The following is a 20,778-nucleotide window of genomic DNA, read 5'->3' as shown; positions in this document are numbered from 1 at the left end:
CCTTCCACGCGCCACCGCGGCGGCCTCTCCTTCCGACAGCACCCCTTCCACGCGCCAGCGCGGCGGCCTCCCCTTCCGACAGCACCCCTTCCACGCGATGCCGCGGCGGCCTCTCCTTCCGACAGCACCCCTTCCACGCGCCACCGTGGCGAGCTGTCCTCCTGACGGCACCTCTCGGCGGCCCGGGGGCTCCCGGGCGACGCACGGCGCGCGTGGTGCGGCCTACCGGAACGGTGGTGCCGTCGGGCCCCGCAGAAGCCGCCGCGGCGGGGGTGATGTCCGACTCCTACCCACGTGACGCGTCCCCGCGCGGGGGGGCCGGCCAGCACTTTGTCGAATCAATTCAACTGCCTGACCTGCTGGCCGGCCAGTGGCCGGCCATTGCGGCCGCAATGAATACGATGGCCGGAGGGCACCGACGCGAGGTGGGAGCGTCATCGAGAAGCATTCGCAAAACACCGACGAAGCAACCCCCGCGCCAGCATCTGCGATTGCAATTCGTCACCGACGTGATGCTTCGGTCTTGCGTCGCAATGGTCCGTCGCTAAATAGGGATTCGCGGCTCGGCACCCTTTTCCTTGAACGCAAACCCGCCGGGCCGCTTGCTGGAGGCAATCCCATGGCACTCAGGACGTTGAAGTCATCCACGGCAATGCTCACCCTCATGCCGCATCCCACGTTCACCACCAGCCAGCTCAAGGCAGACCCGCACGGGGCGCCCTACGTGGCGCTCTTCGAGGCCCTGCGCGACGAGGGCAAGGAGGTGATCGTCCACGAGATCGAGCACGCGCAGGCGGTGGCCGAGGCGCAGGCGCTCGTGGTGCGCACCGACGCGAAGCTCGACGCCTTCGCGGGCCGGCTCTCGAAGAAGCTGCTCGACCTCGCGGGGAACGACCGGAAGAGTGGGCTCTATCAGCACTACTTTCCGAAGGCCCTCAACGAGACGACGCGGCCCGTGCTGGGCGACCAGCTCGACACCATGAAGAAGTGGCTGCTCTCGCTGACGAAGAGCAGCCACCTGGAGCTGACGGCGCTCGTGCCCGAGCTGACGGCCCTCCTCACGGAGGGGGACACGGTGAAGGCGGGGCGGGACGCCGCGCTCCACGCGAAGCGGGAGTTCCGCGACGTCGGCGAGCGACAGGAATGGCTCGACCGGCTCAACGCCGCCCGCAAGGAAGTGTACGGTCAGCTCTCCAAACTGCCCCACCAGCACAAGGAGCTGCCCAGCGATTTCGCCGAGCGCTTCTTCCTGGTGGATCAGCGCCGCGACGGCGAGGAAGAGGACACCGTCGAGTCGGTGCAGTCCGAGCTGGAGCTGCAGCGGCAGGCGGTCCTGGAGCTGGAGGCGCGGCTCCTGGAGGTGCAGGCCGCGGAGGCCGAGGCCCAGCAAGAGGCCGATGCGCGCGCCGCGCAGGAAGCGGCGCTCATCGAGATGGACAAGGCGGCCGTGGCGCTGAACAAGCAGCGCGCGCAGCTCCGGGCCCAGCTCGCCTCGGCGCGCTGATCAGGGCCGCGGGTCGACCATTGGCCCCCCCGTGCGCGGGCACGTTCGCTGAAAGCCAAAGCCAGCGTTCGTGCGCCGCGCGCGGGGCGGGCGCGTCCCTGGGACCATCGGCTTGAAGGTCCGTCTCGAGAGGTAGAAAGTACCTCCGCGATGAAGAGGCGGCAGGTGAGCACGGGAAACTCCAGGGGCGTTCGTCCCCCCAAAGCGCCCATCGAAGAGGTGGGGCTGGTCGATGAGGTCGAGGGGCGCGTGCGTGACGGGGTGCTCATCACTCCGCTTCACACCCCCAGGGCAGGCTGGGCAGAGGCGGCCCAGCGGCTCGCAGCCGAGGATGACCAGGGGCTGCTGCTTGGCCATGTCGCCACGCGCTTCGAGGATGACGAATGGCAGTGGTGAAGCGTCCCGTCCCCCGGGTGAGGTGAAGTTCACCTGGTCGCTCTCGACCCCACCGGCAAGCTCTCGCCTCAGGCGATCGACGCGCTGCTCGCGCTGCTGTGAGAGATGTTCGCCCTTGGGTATCTACCGATACCGCAGGGAGCTGCGTAACTCACTCGGTGCGACGACCAGCACAGGCGCTGGTACTGGATCGGGCGACGGAGGTACAGGCGATGGGGAGGCGTCGTGCGGCAGCGAGGGCCGGAGAGATGCCCTCCCGGCTCAGGGAGACGGGCTGGCCAGAGCGAAAGCCAGACCCGCTGCAAGCGGTCATCATTAACGCTGGGGGTAGATTCCATCAAGAGCGATGATGGTCGTGGATGGTGCCCTCCGCAGCAGCCAATGGCGACAGCTTGGGCAGTTTGAACGTCTGCTTTCCGTCGCCGCCGTAGGTGGTGCCGAGGAGGCTGAAGAGCGCGTTGTACTGCGAGATTTGCCGTTCTTGTCCTTCGCAGGCAGCCTAACCCTGTGGAACCATGTTGCCGGCGAAGCGTGTGATCGTACCAAGGAGCTGATTCATGAAACTGTCCTCCGTTTCGGGTGCGACTTGCTCACGCCATCTACATTGGCCCGCTCTGCCCGTCCATTGGCTGCCCTGCTGCACCGCTCCAACGGCTTCTGAGCGTTTGGTCAGGGCGTTCCCGTAGGAGCCCTGCTGGGAAAAGCTCTTAGCTCTGCGGCATCAGCACGGCGTTCGGGTAGCGGGAGGCGTCGCGCTCGTGGTGGGCGATGCGGTAGCCGCAGGCGGCGGCCTCCTCGGCCAGCTCGGCTTCGCTCACGCAATGGACGAAGAGGCCGGCGCGCCAGACGGTGCCGGGTTCGACGGGGGGCATCCGGAGAAGCTTCGTGCGCAGGAGGCCGCGCGTCGTGGCCTGGACGCGGGCGAGGGGGGTGCCTTCGAGGGGGGCGTCGGCGAGGGGGGCGTCGGCGAGGGTGAGGCTGGTGTGCTCGCCGAGTTCTTCGGGGTCGAAGACGGGCTCGCGACGCCAGAAGCTGAGGAGGACCGGGCCTCGGGGGCAGGCGGAGCGGAAGGCGCGGAGGGCGGCGAGGCGGTCCTCGCGGCGGAGCAGGTGGCTCCACACGCCCCAGCCCGTGAAGATGCCTTCGTAGACGCCGATGGGGGCGGCAGACCAGGCCTCCAGGCTCTCGCGCCACACGGAGCCGTCGCCGCTCCGCCCGCGCATGGCGAGGGCCTGGCGCGCGGCGTCGGCGAGGCGGGGCGCGGGCTCCAGGGCGTCGACGGAGTAGCCGCGGTTGAGGAGGGCGAGGAGTTCGCGGCCGCCGCCAGCGCCAGGGACGAAGAGGCGCGCGGGGGGGCGGGGGAACCAGGCGGAGAGGGCGCGCTCCTCGAAGGGATAGAGGCCGATGGCCTGCGCCTGACCGGCGTCGTAGCTCCGGGTGCTGTCGTAGTGCGCGTCGGTGGCGTCGCGGTCGAAGCCGGGAGGGCAGAGCGCGACGGCGGCCTCGGAGAGGAGGCGATCGAGGCGCAGGGTGGCGCGGTGGGCGCTCGCGAGGCCGCGGTGCAATGCCCGGAAGAGCAGGGTTTTCATCCGCGCACCGGGGTGCCGTTCAGAGGGACGGAGGTGCCGTTCAGAGGGACGGGGGTGCCGTTCAGGTGGACTGCGCTGCCGGTCGCGGAGGCGGCGGTGGAGGGCCTGGCGGCGTGGGCGCGGGCCTCGTCCATGGCGGCGGTCCCGGCGCGCTCGCCGCGCAAGATCACGCCGAGGGTCCGCAGGAGGATGCGCAAGTCGAGGGCGAGGGACCAGTGGTCGACGTACCAGACGTCCATCTGGATGCGCTCGTCCCAGGTGTAGAGGGTGCCGCCGTTCACCTGCGCCCAGCCGGTGCAGCCCGGGGGGACCTCCAGGCGGCGGCGCTGGAAGGGGGTGAAGGTCGCGGCGTGCTCGGGGTAGGTGGGGCGGGGGCCGACGAGGCTCATCTCGCCGCGGAGCACGTTGAGGAGCTGCGGAAGCTCGTCGATCTTGGTGCGGCGGAGGATGCTGCCCACGCGGGTCACCAGGGGGTGGTCCTCGCGCACCTGGCCAGTCTGCTGGATGGTGAGGGTGTTCTCCCGCATGGTGCGGAACTTGAGCATGTCGAAGAGGCGCCCCTCGCGCCCGACGCGGCGCTGCACGAAGAGCACGGGGCGGCCGTCCTCCAGGGCGATCAGCGCGGCGGTGACGGCCATGACGGGGAGCGCACCGACGAGGGCCACCCCGGCGAGGGACACATCCATGACGCGCTTCACGAGGCGCGCGCTCCGATCGTCTGCCGGCTCCTCCCGCTGCATGCGGAGACGGTAGTTCACGGCGCGGGCCGGCACAAAGGTGGATCCCGGCTCCGCCTGGCTGACCTCCGCCGCCGGCGCCGCGCCTCGCCGTCGCCGCTGTCCGCCTCCGTCCCGCCGCCTCCTGCCGTCCGCCGCTGTCCGCCGCTGTCCGCCTCCGTCCCGCCGCCTCCTGCCGTCCGCTCCTGTTCACCTCCGTCCCGCTCGCGTGCGCCGCGCCTACCCCACGCGCGCGGGTCGTGCTACTTCGTGCGGCCGCCGATGAAGCCGCGCCTCCTCGCGATCGTCCCGGATCCCGACGGCGCGTTTGCCCAGGCGGGCGGCGTGCTCTCGGCGACGCGTGCCGTGCTGGGGCCGGAGGTCCGCGCGGCGTTCGAGGTGGACCTGGTGGACACCACGATGCGCGCCTTTCCGAAGCCCGACCTGCGGGAGCGGCTCACCGGGGCCGCGCGGCGGGGGGCGGAGGTCGCGGGGCACATCGCCCGCCATCGGCCCGACGTGGCGGTGGCGTTCTGCAGCGAAGGGACGAGCTTCTACGAGAAGTCGTCGCTGCTCTTGCTGGCGAAGGCGGCGGGCGCGCGCACGTTCCTGAGCCCGCGCTCGGGGCGGGCGGAGGCGTGGCTCCAGCGGAGCGCGGCGGCGCGGCGGTGGGTCGCGCAGATGGGTGGGGCGATCGATGGGTTCCTGGTGCAGTCCGAGGGCTGGCGTCAGGTGTACGCGGCGGCGGGGGTTCCGGGGAGGAAGCTCCACGTCTGGCCCAACACGGTGGACACGGCGGCGTGGGCGCCGATCGCGGCGGCGCGGCGGGATCCAGGGGTTCCGCGGGGGAGGCCGTTCCGGTTCCTGTTCCTGGGGTGGGCGATCGAGGCCAAGGGGCTCGGGGAGCTGCGCAAGGCGGTGGAGGTGCTCGCGGCGCGGCCGGGGCCTCCGTTCGAGCTGGCCGTGGCGGGAGACGGGGCTGCGGGCGAGGCGCTGCGGAAGGAAGCAGGGCGGGGGAGGTTGCCGCGCGCGATCTCGCTGCTCGGATGGGTGAAGGGGGAGGCGCGCGACAGGGAGCTGGCCCGGGCGGATGCGCTGGTGCTCCCCACGCACGTGGACGGGTTTCCCAACGTGATCCTGGAGGCGATGGCGTGCGGGCTGCCGGTGATCGCGACGCCGGTGGGCGCCATCCCGGACGTGGTGGTGTCCGGGGAGACGGGCTTGCTCGTGCCGGTGCGCGAGGTGGAGAGCCTGGTGGCAGCGATGGACCGGCTCCGGCGCCATCCCGAGGAGACGCGGGCCATGGGGCGCGCGGGGCTCGACCGGGTGCGGTCGCGGTTCGATCGGGCGCTCGGGGTGGCGAGGCTCGTGTCCCTCCTGCAGGGTCACGGGGATGTCGGCGGCGGTGAGGCCGGCGGGGCGCAAGGCGTGAATGTCGGGGAGGCGGGGCGCTCCCAAGAGGCCAGCAGCTAGGGTGCAACGACCATGAAGATCCTTGGAATCTGCCACGATGTCCTCATCTGCTCCGCCGCCGTGGTGGTGGATGGCCGGGTCACCGCGGCCATCCCCGAGGAGCGGCTGGATCGGCAGAAGCAGAGCCGGGTGTTTCCGAACCTGGCCATCCAGCGCTGCCTGGAGATGAGTGGGCTCAAGCTCACGGACATCGACGAGATCGCGGTGGCGTGGAACCCGGCGATCGATATGGAGACCATCCCCTCGGGCTACCTGACGGCGCGGCGCTGGCGCACGGAGCACCTGAGCCAGGTGCCCGCGCGGTTCATGCAGCTCCTCGGGACGCGGGCCGAGGACAGCTTCACGGTGCAGGGCGGGGCGCGGAGCTGCCCGCCGATCACCTACCTGAACCACTACCACGCGCACATCGGCAACGCGCTGATGGCGTGCCCTCACGAGGAGGTGGCGGTGCTGGTGATGGACGGGCGCGCGGAGAAGCAGACCAGCCTGCTGGCGGTGGCGCGCGGGGCTTCGGTCGAGAAGCTGTGCGAGGTGGACTTCCCGCACTCGCTGGGGCTGTTCTACGGCACCGTGACCCAGTTCCTCGGGTTCAAGGCCGACTCCGACGAGTGGAAGGTGATGGCGCTCGCGGCGTTCGCCGAGGAGGACAACGCGTTCATCGCGCCGCTGCGGGAGCTGATCCGGGTGCACGACGATGGGTCGTTCGAGCTTGCCCTGGAGTACTTCTCCTTCTTCAACTTCTTCGAGCGGCGGATGTACTCGGAGCGGTTCGTGCAGCGCTTCGGTCAGCCGCGGGCGCGGAACGGGGCGCTGACGCAGCGGGACTACAAGCTCGCGGCGGCGATGCAGGTGGTGTTCGAGGAGACGGTGACGAAGATCGCCACCATCCTGCACCGGCGCACGGGGCTCCAGCACCTGGCGGTGTCGGGGGGCTGCTTCATGAACAGCGTCTTCAACGGGAAGATCACCGAGGTGACGCCCTTCGAGACGTGCTCGCTGTCGAGCTGCCCCGACGACTCGGGCACCTCGGTGGGCGCGGCGCTGTTCCTCCATGCGCAGCGCGCGGCGGAGCGGGCGGCGGAGCGTGGGGAAGGGGCTGCGCCGCCGCGGGAGGTGGTGCGTCACAGCTACTGGGGGCCGGAGTTCAGCGACGAAGCATGCCTCGATGTGGCGCGGCGTTACCGGCTGCCCAACGTGGAGGTGGTGGAGGATCCGTCGGCGCGCGCGGCCCAGGATCTGGCCGAGGGGCGGATCCTCGGGTGGTTCCAGGGGCGGATGGAGTTCGGGCAGCGGGCGCTCGGGAACCGCTCGATCCTGCTCGACCCGCGGCGCAAGGACGGCAAGGACGTGGTGAACGCGGCGGTGAAGTTCCGCGAGGGGTTCCGGCCGTTCGCGCCGGCCATCCTGGCGGAGCGGGTGGGCGAGTGGTTCGCGTGCCCGCCGGAGACGCGGGTGCCCTTCATGGAGCGGGTGCTCCTGTTCAAGAAGGAGCGCCTGGAGCAGGTGCCCGCGGTGACGCACGCCGACGGGACAGGGCGGCTGCAAACGGTGGAGCGCGAGACGGCGCCGCGTTTCCATGCGCTGATCGAGGCCTTCGAGGCGCGGACCGGGGTGCCCATCGTGCTCAACACGAGCTTCAACCTCAACGGCGAGCCCATCGTGTGCGCGCCCGAGGACGCGATCCGGACCTTCTACACCTGCGCGCTCGACGTGCTGTACCTGGGCAACGTGCGCATCGCCAAGTAGGCCACCTGCGCGCGGGGGCCGGGGCGCAGGAGCGTGAGGGCGCAGGCGCGCGGGGACCAGGTCAGCGCATGACGCGCGCGATGATGTCGTGAATGAGAGGGCTGGAGAGCCGGACCCGGAGGCCCCAGCGCGCGGCGCCGCTCGGGTAGACCTCGGAGACGACCGTCCAGGGGATCTGGATCTCGCCGCGGGAGGGGAGCGATGCGAGGCCGGAGAGATCCTCGGCGGCCTCGTCGAGCGCCTCGGGCGTGTCGCCGCTGGCGAACAGTCCGGTGATGCCCGCCATGGACAGGAGGCCGCCGGTGGTGGCGCCAGGCTGCCGCAGCGCCGCCATCGCCGGCTCGGAGGCGAGGGTCTGCGCGCTGCGGGAGGGGTCGAGGGCGATGCGGAGGTGATCGAGGACGGCGGCGCTGTCTTCACCGACGCCGATCCAGAGCCGCTCGCCCTCGGGCACGGCATAGAAGTGGGTGGTGTGGGCGGGCGGGGCGTCCTTGGTCAGGGGCTTGGTGCGCTCCTCGATGTGCAGGGTCCCGGCGGGCAGCGTCGCCGGAGCGCGGCCGAGGACCAGCTTCGACGTTTCCTTGCGCTCCCGGTCCGCCTTCGAGGGCGACGGCGTCGCGGGCTTCTTGTGGGTGCGATCGATCTCCTCGTTCAGGGCCAGCATCTGCTTCACCTCGGCGATCCAGGGGCCGGGAGGGGTGTCGATGCCGACAACCCCCCAGCCGGCCAGGGAGCGCCGCGCCGCTTCTCGCGCCTTGGGGGCGTTCTTCTTGCTCTGGTAGGCCGCGAGGGCCTTGTCGGCGGCAGCGCGATCCATGCCGGCGGCGAGGACGAAGGGGCCGCCGCCGAGGAAGAGCGCACCCATGCGCTCCAGCAGCTCGCTGGACTTGCCCTGGTCGTAGCCATCGGTCACCACGGACGCGACGAGCGTCTCGTGGAGGAGCTTGCGCAGCGGGGTGAGCTCCTCGCGTGACGCGCCCTGGCTGTGGAAGGCGAGGCCGGCGTCACGCGGGAGGCGGAAGAACATCTCGGGGGCCGGCTGGTCGGGGCGCGCGGCAGGGACGAGCGCGAGGGCGAGGGGGGAGCGCCGGCTGGAGAAGCGGACGCCCAGGCCGACGTCGATGTTCTGACCGGCCCGGCTCAGGTCCACCGTCATGCCCGCGACGTCCGACATGAAGTCCCCGAAGACCTGGGCGCCCACGCGCGCGGCCGAGTTTTCGTCGTCGGGCCTGGGCTTGCTGCGCTGCTCGGCGAGGACGGTGGAGAAGAGGGTCGTGGGGAACTCCAGGCGGGCGTCGACGTCGAGGGGCTCGCGCGCCACCACCTGGGTGAGGTAGGGCGCCGCAGAGAGGGCCTCCTTCTTCGAGGCGCACACGAGGCGGGCGCTGCCCTGCCGGTCGCCCATGTCGAGCGCACACGGGAGGGGCGGGGTCTCCCCGCGCTGCCCCGCCATGCGGAAGCCCTCCACGCGGAAGAGGCCATCCTGCTCGCGGAGCGTGAAGCGCTCCTGGAGGCGCGGCACGTCGCGCTCGGCCACGGAGAGCGAGACCACGAAGGTGCTGGCCGTGGTGTCGAGGAGGGCGACGTCGAGGGGCTTCTCCAGGTCGACGATGTTGGCGAGCGCGGGGCCGAGGCTGCTCTCGATGAACAGCTCGGGCCCGAGCTGTCCCGCGGTCATCAGCAGCCCCCCGAGGGGCGTGGACGCGAACATCATGGTCACGTCGCCCCAGGTGCGCAGGGGGTTGTCGATGCGGGCGATGGCGACGAGCCCGCTGGGGGCCGTGGGTGGTGCCGCCTCGACCACGGCCACGGGATCCGGCTGCGGCGCGGCGACCATGAGGGGGCGAATGGGCGGGTCGGAGAGCCCGGAAGGCGGGGCGTCGGGCGGCGGGGTTCCAGCGCATGCAGCAGCGAGGAGGAGGGGGAGCAGGGCGATGCGCGTCATCGTGGGGAATCGTCGCGCCTCGGCAGGACCGCTGGCAAGCACACGGTGGGCAAAGGATGCGAGCGCGGGCTTGTTCGGTGGACCGCACGATCCGTCTGCGCCACGATCCTCACGAAGCGGTCCCGGATCCGTCACCCCACATGCCTCAGTCCCCCCCTGTGTCCACGCCTGCCCCCACACCGAGCCCTCCCGGCGAGGCGCCGCGTCCCACGAACCGTCGGGAGCTGTTGCGGGCCAGCGTGCAGCTCGTGGTCGGGCTCGCGGCGCTCGCCGGGGCCGCCGCACTCGCCGGGTTTCTGCTGCGCGACGAGCTGGACGGCCTCGGGCGCGCGTTCGTGGGGCGGTTCGGGGTGGTCGGGATGTTCGTCGGGACCTACGTCGCCGATGCGTTCACGTTCCCGATCCCGCCGGTGTTCTACCTGTTCACCGCGCTCACCTCCGACGTGTCGCAGGTGCTCGCGGTGGCCGCCGTCTGCGTGGCGTCCATGGCCGCAGGGGAGACGGGCTACCTGCTGGCCAGCAAGCTCGCGCAGTTCGAGTTCTTCGCGCGCCGGCTCGACGCGGCGCGGCCCAGGGTCGACGCGCTGTTCGCGCGGTACGGCACCTGGGCGATGGTGGCCGGGAGCCTCTCGCCACTGCCCTACTCGCTGCTCTGCTACTTCTCCGGCATCTACCGGGTGCCGCAGCGCATCTTCGTGGTGCTGATCCTGCTGCGCATCCCGCGGCTGGTGGTGACGTACGCGCTGATCCGGCTCGGCTGGGCGACGGGGGCCTGAGGCTGAACAGCCAGCTCCGCGCCTGTCAACGCACGGCCTCCCTGCCCTCGCCCCGCGCTCCATCCACCCCCCCGGCGTCGATCTGCTCCCGCGGGGCGATGGTACTTCTCCCCGTTCTGCCCGATGCCACTGCACCCCTCGTGCCCGCATGCCGGAGAGCACGGTGGCGCGACGAATCACGCGTCGGCGTGCGCTGCGCTCGGCGCCGTAGCCGGCCCGGAGAGGGCACTGGCGGCCACCAGCATGCAGGCGTCGCTGGAGCAGCGGTGACTGCGAGGCTGACGGCATGCCCGTGCCGCGTGGATCTGGAAGCACGACCTCCGCGAGCGGCTCTTCGTCATGGAGAGGGCAGACGGCGGTGTGCACCTACCGCCTCACTCCACCACGGCATCTCGACATTGCCAATCCACTGCGGTGGCCGCAGATGGCCAGCCGCGAGAGCTTCTCCTGGTGAGGACGGTGAGGACAACAAGGGCGCACGCCGCGACAATGGCGTTTCGATGGTAACGCCTACATTGATTAGGGCACAGAGCGTACAGCACACTGCAATCGTAAACGGCGTTCCGCCATTGGCATTGCCCGAGCGCGATGACTGGATGCCTGGGTGCCAAGACGGGTGCATTTGATGTCCGTCCTTTCGATGCCGCGCACTCCACGCAGCAGACGTCAACAAGAGGCCATTCATGAACGACGATCGAAGCTCCCGCGGGTTTCATGGTGGCGCGGCGCTCCGCGCTCCTTTTGGCCCGACCGCGACCTCGACCACCGTGACAGCGGCCGGCGGCTTCTCGTCCGTGAAGGCGCCCGCGCCCTCGCTGCCCAAGGGTGGCGGCGCGATCCCACTCACCCCGGGGAGGCAGGGATTTGGCCCGTCGCTCTCGCTGTCCTACGACTCCGGCGCGGGCAACGGCTGCTTCGGCCTCGGTTGGCAACTCGCGGTCCCGGCAATCACCCGCAAGACCGACAAGGGCGTCCCTCGGTACGATGACGCCGGCGAATCGGACATCTTCCTGCTCTCCGGCTTCGAGGAGCTGGTCCCTGGCCTGCGCGCCGACGCCCGACCCCGCGCCCGACCGGCGATGGCACGCGCGCCGCGACCCCTTCTCGCAGTACCGCGCCGGCTTCGAGCTGCGCACCCACCGCCTGTGCCAGCGCGTGCTCATGTTCCACTGGTTTCAGGAACTCGGCCCCGAGGCCAGCGCGGGCCTCGATCCCGAGCGCGTCCCGGCGCGGAGCGCGGTGGCGACCTTGGTCCGATCCGTGGACCTCACCTACGACGAGAATCCCTCCCTCAGCCGGCTGATCTCGGTCACCCACAAGGGATACCTGCGCCCTGCGGGCAGCACCGGCCCCTGCACCGTCAAGGCGTTCCCTCCCGTGGAACTCGGCTACACCAAGGCGTACCCCCAGCGGCAGGTGAAGCAGCTCGACCGCGACACGGCCGAGGTCCTCACCAGCCGCACCTTCGAGGGCCATCAGTGGGTCGACCTGGAAAGTGAAGGGCTCCCGGGCGTCCTCTCCAAGCAGGGTGGCGCCCTGTTCTACCAGCGCAACGAGGGCGGGGGACACTTCGCCCCGCCCCGGCGCCTCCGTGACCGCCCGGTGATCGCGGCGGGCGTCTCACCGCAGATCCTCGACCTCGGGGGCGACGGCCAGCGTGAGCTCGTGCAGGTCGCGCCGCCCGTCGCCGGCTACCACGCGCGCACCGCGGACGACGGCTGGGGTCCCTTCATCCCGTTCGCATCGCAGCCAAACATCGACTGGAACGACCCCAACCTGCGCTTCATCGACCTCAGCGGGGATGGGCTCGACGATCTGCTGCTCGTCGGTGCCACGAGCTATGTCTGGTATCCGTCGCTGGGGAAGCGTGGCTTCGGTCCGGCACGCACCTTCCCGCGCGGACGCGACGATGAGCGGGGTCCGACGGTGGTCTTCTCCGATCCACGTCAGACAGTGTTCCTGGCCGACATGAGCGGGGACGGGCTGACGGACCTGGTGCGCATCGACAACGGGAGCGTGTGCTACTGGCCCAACCTCGGCCACGGCAAGTTCGGGGCGAAGGTGGTGATGGCGAACGCCCCCCGCTTCGCGCCGTCGACCCAGTTCGACGCGCGCCGCATCCGCCTCGGCGACATCGACGGCTCCGGCACGACCGACGTGCTCTACGTGGGCGGCGAGGGCGGGGTGCGGGTGTGGTTCAACCAGGCCGGCAACGGCTGGAGCGGCGAACAGCAGCTCGCAGCTCGGGGTGTTCCCCGACGCGAGCGCGCGGGTGGACGTGGTCGACGTGCTCGGCAGCGGCACGGCGTGCCTGGTGTGGCATTCGCCGCAGACCAGGGCGATCTACTACCTGGACCTGTGCGGCGGCCAGAAGCCCCACCTGCTGGAGCGCATGGTCCACAACCTGGGCCTGGAGCGGCGGATGGCCTACGCGCCGTCAACGCAGTTCTACCTGGCCGACCGGAAAGCTGGAAAGCCGTGGGTGACCCGGCTGCCTTTCCCGGTGCACGTGGTGACGCGGGTGGAGAGCTACGACCACCTGAGCCGGGTGCGCTTCGTGTCGGAGTACCGCTACCACCACGGCTACTTCGACGCTGAGGAGCGGGAATTTCGAGGCTTCGGGCTGGTCGAACAGGTCGACACCGAGGCGTTCTCGGCGGCGCGCGGGAAGGGATTGTTTCCCGAGGTGACGGCAGTGAACGGGGAGCTGCCGCAGCCGCCGGTGCTGACGAAGACGTGGCTGCACACCGGGGCGTGGCGCAGGGGCGCGGAGATCAGCCGGCAGTACGAGAAGGCGTACTTCTCGGGAGAGGTCGGGTCTGGTGGTGGCGAGGTCGGGGCGGGGGCCGGGGAGAGTGCGGGAGAGCCGCGGCTATCGGACACGATCTTGCCGGAAGGGCTGACCGTCGACGAGATGCGGCAGGCTTGCCGCGCGCTGCACGGTCAGACGCTGCGCCAGGAGGTGTACGCGCTCGATGGCTCGCCCGAGGCGGCGATCCCGTACTCGGTGGTGGAGAGCAGCCACGCCGTGCGCATGGAGCAGCCTGCGCAGGGCAAGACACCGGGCGTCTTCCTGGTGTCGTCGCGGGAGGCGATCTCCCTGTACTACGAGCGCCACCGTGACTCCCAGGGCAGGCTCGACCCGGGCGTGACGCACGCCTTCACGCTCCAGGTCGACGCGTACGCGGTCGTGCGTCAGAGCGTCGCCGTGGCGTACCCGAGGCGCCACGGCCCGTGCGTGGTGGAGGCGCAGAACGCGCTGCACGCAACGCTGACCGAGGTGGAGGTCGTGCACCTCGCGGAGGCCGCCGAGGGCTACCGCCTGGGCATCCCTACCGCCACGCGCACCTACGCGCTTCACGGCCTCACGGTGCCTGAGCGCGTCTACACCTTCGCGGAGATCGCCGCGGCCGTCGCCGAGGCGAACGGCAAACCCGCGCGGCCCTACGAAGACTGGCCTCCCCCCGCAGGCATTCTGGTGCCCCCGCGCCCGCAGCGGCGTCTCATCGAGGACGTGCGCGTGCGCTACCAGGACAGCGCCAACCTGCCGGCGCCCCTCGCCCTCGGCCAGGCCGACTTGCGCGCACTCCCCCACGAGAGCTACCAGCTCGCCCTCACTCGGGGGCAGATCGACGCCACCTTCAACGACGACCAGACGCGCGTCACCTCCGCCATCCTGCTCGAAGGCGGCTACGTGCAACTCCCGGGCGAAGCTGGCTGGTGGATCCCCTCCGGACGGCAGAGCTTCGACGCTGCGAAGTTCTTCCTCCCCACCTCGGTGATCGACCCCTGGGGCGCTACCAGCAGCGTCACGTACGACCCGTACGACCTGCTGATGGAGCGTACCGAGGACGCCCTCGGCAACACCGTCAGCGTCACCAACGACTACCGGGTGATGTCGCCCGTGCAGAGCACCGACCCCAACGGCAACCGCAGCGCCGTGCGCCTCGACGCGCTGGGCATGGTGGTCGCCACCGCGGTGATGGGCAAGGCGGGGAGCCAGGATGGGGACACGCTGGAGGACCCGACCACCACCCTGGAGATCGACCTCTTCCGCTACCTGAACGCCGGCAAACCCAGCGTCATCCACGCCCGCGCCCGGGAGACCCACGGCGACCCGAACACCCGCTGGCAAGAGAGCTACACCTACGCCGACGGCTCCGGCCGCGAGCTGATGCGCAAGGTCCAGGCCGAACCCGGCCCCGCCCCAGTCCTCGACGCGGAAGGCCAGCCCGTGCTCGTCGAGGGCACCCTGCAGAGGGCTGATGCGCCCCACCGCTGGGTCGGCACCGGGCGCACCATCGTCGACAACAAGGGCAACCCCATCAAGCAGTACGAGCCGTACTTCAGCAGCACGTTCGAGTACGAGGACGACGAGGCGCTCGTGCACTGGGGCGTCACCCCTGTCCTCCGCTACAACCCCCTGGGCCGGCTCGTGCGCACCGATTTCCCGGACGGCACCTGCTCGCGCGTGGAATTCACGCCTTGGTCGCAGACCTCCTGGGACGCGAGCGACACCGTGCTCGACGACGGCAACCTCTGGTACGCCGCCCGTCAGGCCGGCGCCATCCCCACCCCCAGCCTCGCCGACCAGCGCGCCGCTGATCTGGCCGCAGCCCACGCCCGCACCCCCTCCGTGGTGCACATCGACCCGCTCGGGCGCGCTGTGGTGAGCGTCGCCGACCTGGGAGGCGGCACCGAGCTGCTCACCAAGACCACGCTCGACCTCGAAGGCAACCCGCGCGTCATCAGGGACGCCCGCGGCAACGACTGCATGGTCCACACCTTCGACGTGGCTGGCCGCAAGATCCGCCAGCACAGCATCGACGCCGGCTCCCGCTGGATGCTCTCGGACGTGCTCGGGAATCCCTTGCGAGGATGGGACAGCCGGGGCCACACCGTCCGGAGCACGTATGACGTCCTCCGGAGACCGACTGGGCTGTGGGTGCAGCAGGGCACCGACCCGGCGGGTGAGCCCGGCGTGCTCGCCGAGCGCACCGTCTACGGCGAGGGCGTCCCCAGCGCGGCCTCCCTCAACCTGCGCGGCAGGGCCTACCAGCAGCACGACGGCGCCGGGTTCGTCACCAGCACCGGCTTCGACTTCAAGGGCAACCTGCTCGGAAGCACCCGCACCCTGGCCGTCGACGTCCAGAACCAGCTCGACTGGGCTGCGACGCCGGCTCCTGCCCTGCAGACGGAGACCTTCACCAGCACCACCGCGTACGATGCCCTCAACCGGCCCATCAGCACCACCAAGCCCGATCAGAGCGAGACCCGGCCGACGTACAACGAGGCCGGCTTGCTCGAAGCCGTCGACGTCCGGCTGCGCGGCGCCTCCACCTGGACCTCCTTCGTCGTCGACATCGCCTACAGCGCCAAGGGGCAGCGTGAGCGCATCGCCTACGGCAACGGCGTGCTCACCGAGTACACCTACGACCCGCTCACCTTCCGCCTCACCCGCCTCAAGTCCACCCGCGTCTCCGATGACGTGATCCTGCAGGACCTTCGCTACACCCACGATCCCGTCGGCAACATCGTCCTCATCGAGGACAAGGCCCAGCAGAGCCTCTACCACAACGGCCAGCTCGTCGAGCCCGTCTCCAGATACGAATACGACGCGCTCTACCGGCTGACCCACGCCGAGGGCCGGGAGCACGCGGGTCAGAACGCCGACATCCAGCAGGACGCCGAGGGCTTCCCGCTCGTGCAGGCCCCGCATCCCAACGATCCGCAAGCGCTCCGCGGCTACGCGGAGTCGTACGAGTACGACGAGGTTGGCAACATCCTCACCATGGCGCACCAGGCCATCGGCGGCGGGTGGACACGCCATTACGAGATCGACGCGAACAGCAACCGGCTGCTCTCCACCAGCCTTCCGGGCGACCTGCCGTCAGGGCCTTACTCGGCGCACTATACCTACGACGCCCACGGCAACATGACCTCGATGCCGCACCTGGTGCGCATCGAGTGGGACTTCAAGAACCAGCAGCGCGAGGTCGACCTCGGTGGCGGCGGCACCGCGTACTACGCGTACGACGCTTCCGGGGAGCGCGTCCGCAAGGTGTGGGAGCACAGCGGCATCACGGAGGAGCGGATCTACCTCGGTGGCTACGAGGTGTACCGCCGGAGAGAAGGGGCGAATGCAGTCCTCGTCCTGGAGCGAGAGACGCTCCACGTGATGGATGATGCGCGGCGCATTGCCATGGTGGAGACCAAGACGGTGGAGGCGTCCATTCCAGTGCCGTCTCCCCAGAGTCGCGTCCGCTGTCAGCTTGAGAACCATCTCGGCTCTGCTGCGATGGAGTGCGACGAGACAGGACTGGTCATTTCCTACGAGGAGTATCCTCCCTACGGGACGACAGCGTATGCCTCAGGGGCAAGCGCGGCGGAGGTGAGTCGGAAGCGATACCGGTATACGGGCAAAGAACGAGACGAGGAGACGGGACTCTACTACCACAGGGCGAGGTACTACGCCTCGTGGCTTGGGAGGTGGACGAGCGCGGATCCAGCGGGTATGGCGGACGGGCCGAACTTGTACGTGTACGTGCGCAACAACGCCATCGCGAAGATTGATCCGAACGTTCGTCATAGTGGCAATGCGCAAGACATGATGATGAGCATGACGTGGGAGCAACTGGGACGTGAACTGGGCGCTATCGCCGAGAGCGTCTTCGGCGGTCGCGCCTACGTCAGCCCAGCCGCCAACCGGGTCGACTATTCAGGACCCGAAGGTGGGGTTGGCGGTATCGCAGGAGGCATCCTTCGAGCGGCCACCTTGCGCGCCGTACCGATCGAGGACAACCCTACCGTGCCCAGCCTCATCGGGATGGAAACGGGCGCTGGGACCGTGCCTATCCTGGATCCCGCCGCGCGCCTCGTCACCGGCAACACCGTCACCGGTCAGGAGACGAGTCGGATCGAGGCTGCTGCTCATCTGGCCCTCGACCTCACTCCGGTGGCACTGGAGGCACATGCGTCTGTAATGGCTTCAAGAGAAGCGCGCCTTGCCGCCCGTCTGGAGGAGTTCCTTCCACAAGCGAGGGAGCGAATGGCGCAGGCGTATGCGAAATATGGCGGCGAAGGGGTCTACAATATGGCCAAACCAAACCGCTGCCCCCCGCAGGTGGGAGCAATCCGCCAGAGGGGCGGTTCATCGTGGGGGGTCAAAGAGGTGAACCTGGCACCCCCAAACCCAGACCCTACCCTCAGGACATCACCGTGGATAAGAGGGGTGGAGACATCCCCATGTACATACAACATGTCCCGAAGAACCACCCGGAGCTGATCGGGACGGCACCTGAAGTGTATTTCGAGAGAGTGCCGCCAAATGCGGGCCTGAACCAGCAGAGTCTGCAAGCGGCTCGGCAGCTGGTCGATCCGTCCGGGCAGGTGCGCGTCCTGACGATCCCGGACATGGCCGACTCTGCCAGGAGTATCATCAAGCAGTCAGGAGCCGAGATCGTGAGTGAAGGTGCCGTTGAAGTCACGACCGATGTCGCCACCACGGTTGGATATGAATTCATGCTGAGGTACAAGTGAGACGCACCTCTGGGCACTCAGTGTAAAACGAGAAGCAGGAGTCACCGAGATGTCAACGCACGATTATCAAACCGAGATTGAGGATCTGCGGGACATGTCTGAAATGTTTAAGCATGTGATGTCCACGAGAGTCGCGCCTCTCAGCTCGCCCCTGCTGAATATGCTGGTCTCTCGTGTCGTGCGGGCGATCGATGAAGGCATGCCGATCTTCGAGAGCGAATGCTCTCGCCGGATGCCTGCCATGTCCACAGCCGAGGATCAGGGGAGTGATGGCACCCTCCTTCATGCGCTTGAGCTCGATCTGAACCGGGAAGAGAACACTGTGCTCCGCTGGCTCCTGATCGCCTTCTGGGTCGTGCCGTGCAACTTCGACGGTATCAGCGCGAACGTCGAAGCTCTGGTGGCGGATCCGGACCAACTGACCTGGCTGGTTGCTGGTGCGCTCTGGGTTCAAGCGGCATCCGGCCAACCCACGGAACATCAACTCAGGGCAGCCCTCGCTCGGGTCCGGGCACGTCACTCCGGGTTCGATGTGCAGCTCGCGGCAGTCCTCGCGGGTCCACCGAGCGCTGCCCGGGAGGCGGCGGAGATCACAGAGCGCCTGTTGGCGGAACCGTCGGCGACCTTGCCGACGCATGTGGTGTGGCGCGTAGATTGAAGTCCTGAACCGGTAACAGGGTCGCAACCACGCAGCAGAGGGCTTACCTGCGCGGGCGGGCCACGGCGCGGACGACGGCGATGATCCGGGCGAGGTCCTCGTCGGTCAGGCTGGAGGAGCTGGGCAGGCAGATGCCGCGCTGGAAGAGGTCCTCGGCGATCTCGCCGCCGTGATGCTCCGCGGCCGCGTGGAGCGGCTGCAGGTGCATGGGCTTCCAGACCGGGCGGGACTCGATGTCGTCGGCGGCGAGCGCCTCGATGATGGCGTCGCGGTCTGCCCCGAGGCGCGCAGGGTCGACGAGGAAGACGCTCAGCCAGTTGGTGTGCAGGCCCCAGGGGGCCTGGGGCATGAGGGTGAGGCCGGGGAGGTCGGCGAAGGCGTCGCGGTAGTGGAAGGCGATCTCGCGCCGCCGACGCACGCGGTCGTCGAGGACCCGGAGCTGTCCGCGCCCGATCGCCGCGAGCACGTTGCTGAGGCGGTAGTTGTAGCCCATCTCGGTGTGGTGGTAGGCGATGCCCGGGTCACGCGCCTGCTGCGACCAGAAGCGCGCCTTCTCGACCCAGCGGGGGTCGAGGGCCGAGAGCATGCCGCCACTCGTGGTGGTGATGATCTTGTTGCCGTTGAAGGAGACGGCGCTCACGGACGCGAGGGACCCGGCGGGGCGGCCCTTGTACTCGGCGCCGAGCGCCTCGGCGGCGTCTTCGAGGACGGGGACCTCGTGGCGCTGGCAGACCTCGAGGATGGCGTCCATGTCGGCGGTCTGGCCGTAGAGGTGGACGACCATCACGGCCCTGGGGAGGCGGCCCTGCGCGGCCCTGGCGGCGAGCAGGTCGGCGAGGCGCTGGGGGTCGAGGTTCCAGCTCTCGCGCTCGGCGTCCACGAACACGGGCCGGGCGCCGAGGTAGACGATGGGGTTCACGCTGGCCACGAAGGTGAGGGTGGGGCTGACAACCTCGTCGCCGGGGCCGACGCCGAGGAGGCGCAGGCCGAGGTGGAGGGCCGCGGTGCCGCTCGCGAGCGCGACGCAGGGGCGGCCGGTGCGGGCCGCAAACTCGCGCTCGAAGGCGTCCAGCTCGGGGCCGACGGTGGAGAGCCAGTTGGAGGCGAACGCCGCCCGGACGAAGGTCTCCTCTTCGCCGCCCATGTGCGGCACGGACAGGTAGATGCGCTTCTTCACGACGCCACCTCCACGCGACCGCGCGCGCGGTCGTGCACGAGGCCCTCCAGGATGCCGAGGTAGCGCTGGGCGAGCGCCTGCCGGGTCGCGTTCGCGAGCACCCACGCCCGGCCATTGCGGCCCATCTCGGCGGCGCCGGCAGGGTCGTCCGCCATCTGGCGGATGGCGGCGGCGAGGGCCTCGGGGTCCTCGGGCGTGGCGAAGACGCCGGCCCGGGCGTCGTCGCAGACCAGGGTGCGGGCCACGCCGTCGATCGCCAGGAGCGTGGGGCGCTCGCAGGCCATGTAGTCGAAGACCTTGTTGGGGTAGACGGTGCGGAAGGTGGGGTTGTTCTGCAGGACCGCGGCGCCAACGTCGCAGGCGCGGACGAAGGCCGGCATGTCCTCCTTGGGCTGGGGGCCGCAGAACATGACGTTGTCGAGGCCCCGGGAGCGGGCCAGGGCGTCGAGGCGGGCGCGCTCGGCGCCGTCGCCGACGGTGACGAGGAGGATGTCGGGGCGGTCGCGCAGGAGCGCGGCGGCGTCGAGGAGCTGGCCCACGGCGTTGGCCCGGCCGTGCGCCCCGGCGTACATGACCACGAAGCGGTCACCCCACCCGAGGCGCCGGCGCACGTCGTTGTCGCGCAGGCCCGGGGTGAACTGCTCGGCGTCGGCGCCGTTGGGTACGAAGACGATCTTGCCGTCGGTGGCGAGGCCGCGCCGGAGGAGGCTCTCGCGGAAGGCGGGGGTGAGGACGTTGACCTTGTCCGCGACGCGGCACCCCCAGCGCTCCAGGCCGTAGAGCAGGCGCGAGAGGGCGGAGCCTTCGCGGAGGACGCCGGTGGTGATGGCGCTCTCGGGCCAGAGGTCGCGGATCTCGAAGACGAAGGGGGCCGCCTTGAGCCGCGAGAGCAGGTAGGCCGGGATGGCGATGGTGAGCGGGGGCGAGGTGCCGATCACCACGTCGGCGCTGGGCACCCGCAGCACCGCCGTGCACGCGGCCGCCGTGAAGCCGAAGAAGGCCCACATCCTGCCGGCGTAGCTGTCCCGGTACGTGGAGGGGACGTGGCAGCGGAGGACGCGCACGGGGCCGTCGTGGGTTTCGAGGATCCAGCGGCCCCGGTACTCGGGCGGGGTCTCGCCGGTGGTGTAGTTGAGGGTCCCCGCGACCACCGTGACCTGGTGCCCGGCGTCGCTCCAGAGGCGGGCCAGCTCGTTGTAGCGCGAGCCTCCAGGCTGGCCGGGGCCGAGGTAGTACTGGTGGAAGACGACGATCTCCAT

Annotated in this window: 14 protein-coding genes and 2 pseudogenes; 10 read left to right on the top strand and 6 right to left on the bottom strand. The window is 70.0% G+C overall.

Annotated features, from left to right (window positions below; genetic code table 11):
- Nucleotides 1–619: 619 nt before the first annotated feature.
- Nucleotides 620–1,504: a hypothetical protein gene (locus CAP_RS24655; protein ID WP_197041338.1), complete on the top strand. Its 885-nt coding sequence runs from the start codon at nucleotides 620–622 to the stop codon at nucleotides 1,502–1,504.
- A 150-nt stretch (nucleotides 1,505–1,654) separates the two neighbouring features.
- Nucleotides 1,655–1,900: an AbrB/MazE/SpoVT family DNA-binding domain-containing protein gene (locus tag CAP_RS24650; protein WP_044245215.1), complete on the top strand. Its 246-nt coding sequence runs from the start codon at nucleotides 1,655–1,657 to the stop codon at nucleotides 1,898–1,900.
- Between the two features lie 337 nt (nucleotides 1,901–2,237).
- Here CAP_RS24650 and CAP_RS55835 read toward each other — a convergent pair whose 3' ends face one another.
- The 3 genes from CAP_RS55835 to CAP_RS24640 form a co-directional block, all read right to left on the bottom strand.
- Nucleotides 2,238–2,372, bottom strand: a complete 135-nt coding sequence (locus CAP_RS55835; RefSeq protein ID WP_197041341.1) for a tail fiber protein — start codon at nucleotides 2,370–2,372, stop codon at nucleotides 2,238–2,240.
- A 235-nt stretch (nucleotides 2,373–2,607) separates the two neighbouring features.
- A complete protein-coding gene (locus CAP_RS24645) occupies nucleotides 2,608–3,489 on the bottom strand; it encodes a class I SAM-dependent methyltransferase (RefSeq protein ID WP_156041113.1) in 882 nt (293 codons plus the stop codon).
- A complete protein-coding gene (locus tag CAP_RS24640) occupies nucleotides 3,486–4,247 on the bottom strand; it encodes a sugar transferase (protein ID WP_052375854.1) in 762 nt (253 codons plus the stop codon). Before CAP_RS24640 ends, CAP_RS24645 begins: the two co-directional genes overlap by 4 nt.
- 240 nt (nucleotides 4,248–4,487) lie before the next feature.
- On the opposite strand from CAP_RS24640, the gene CAP_RS45485 reads away from it, so the two are divergent.
- Nucleotides 4,488–5,678, top strand: coding sequence for a glycosyltransferase family 4 protein (locus CAP_RS45485; protein WP_052375852.1), 1,191 nt, complete (start codon nucleotides 4,488–4,490; stop codon nucleotides 5,676–5,678).
- 12 nt (nucleotides 5,679–5,690) lie between these two features.
- Nucleotides 5,691–7,424, top strand: a complete 1,734-nt coding sequence (locus CAP_RS45480) for a carbamoyltransferase family protein (RefSeq protein WP_052375850.1) — start codon at nucleotides 5,691–5,693, stop codon at nucleotides 7,422–7,424.
- Nucleotides 7,425–7,485: 61 nt separating this feature from the next.
- Here the strand turns inward: CAP_RS45480 and CAP_RS24625 are convergent, their stop codons facing one another.
- Nucleotides 7,486–9,369, bottom strand: a complete 1,884-nt coding sequence (locus CAP_RS24625; RefSeq protein ID WP_044245210.1) for a hypothetical protein — start codon at nucleotides 9,367–9,369, stop codon at nucleotides 7,486–7,488.
- 158 nt (nucleotides 9,370–9,527) lie between these two features.
- Here CAP_RS24625 and CAP_RS24620 point away from each other — a divergent pair, with 158 nt between their 5' ends.
- The 6 genes and pseudogenes from CAP_RS24620 to CAP_RS24605 all read left to right on the top strand — a co-directional run bounded on the left by CAP_RS24620 (nucleotide 9,528) and on the right by CAP_RS24605 (nucleotide 18,342).
- Nucleotides 9,528–10,145, top strand: coding sequence for a YqaA family protein (locus CAP_RS24620; RefSeq protein ID WP_231511670.1), 618 nt, complete (start codon nucleotides 9,528–9,530; stop codon nucleotides 10,143–10,145).
- Between the two features lie 767 nt (nucleotides 10,146–10,912).
- Nucleotides 10,913–11,191: pseudogene (locus tag CAP_RS55830) on the top strand (SpvB/TcaC N-terminal domain-containing protein); the annotation flags it as partial.
- Nucleotides 11,130–12,296: pseudogene (locus tag CAP_RS55825) on the top strand (FG-GAP repeat domain-containing protein); the annotation flags it as partial. The pseudogenes CAP_RS55830 and CAP_RS55825, both read left to right, overlap by 62 nt.
- A gap of 97 nt (nucleotides 12,297–12,393) precedes the next feature.
- On the top strand, nucleotides 12,394–17,430 hold the full coding sequence (locus CAP_RS24615; protein WP_081865223.1) for a toxin TcdB middle/N-terminal domain-containing protein: 5,037 nt from the start codon (nucleotides 12,394–12,396) through the stop codon (nucleotides 17,428–17,430).
- On the top strand, nucleotides 17,391–17,684 hold the full coding sequence (locus tag CAP_RS24610; RefSeq protein WP_156041112.1) for a hypothetical protein: 294 nt from the start codon (nucleotides 17,391–17,393) through the stop codon (nucleotides 17,682–17,684). The genes CAP_RS24615 and CAP_RS24610 overlap by 40 nt, the downstream gene beginning before the upstream one ends.
- 49 nt (nucleotides 17,685–17,733) lie before the next feature.
- Complete coding sequence (locus CAP_RS24605; RefSeq protein ID WP_044245206.1) at nucleotides 17,734–18,342, top strand: hypothetical protein; 609 nt, start codon at nucleotides 17,734–17,736, stop codon at nucleotides 18,340–18,342.
- Nucleotides 18,343–18,385: 43 nt separating this feature from the next.
- On the opposite strand, the gene CAP_RS24600 is transcribed toward CAP_RS24605, so the two are convergent.
- Together CAP_RS24600 and CAP_RS24595 are read right to left on the bottom strand one after the other, a co-directional pair.
- On the bottom strand, nucleotides 18,386–19,519 hold the full coding sequence (locus tag CAP_RS24600) for a DegT/DnrJ/EryC1/StrS family aminotransferase (protein ID WP_231511669.1): 1,134 nt from the start codon (nucleotides 19,517–19,519) through the stop codon (nucleotides 18,386–18,388).
- Nucleotides 19,516–20,778 carry a glycosyltransferase family 4 protein gene (locus CAP_RS24595; RefSeq protein ID WP_044245205.1) on the bottom strand — a complete coding sequence of 421 codons (1,263 nt, stop codon included), beginning with the start codon at nucleotides 20,776–20,778 and terminating at the stop codon, nucleotides 19,516–19,518. The genes CAP_RS24600 and CAP_RS24595 overlap by 4 nt, the downstream gene beginning before the upstream one ends.

Source organism: Chondromyces apiculatus DSM 436, from assembly GCF_000601485.1.
GTDB classification, from domain to species: domain Bacteria; phylum Myxococcota_A; class Polyangia; order Polyangiales; family Polyangiaceae; genus Chondromyces; species Chondromyces apiculatus.
The sequence above is the reverse complement of the archived record's forward strand: the minus strand, read 5'-3'. Positions and strand labels throughout refer to the sequence as shown.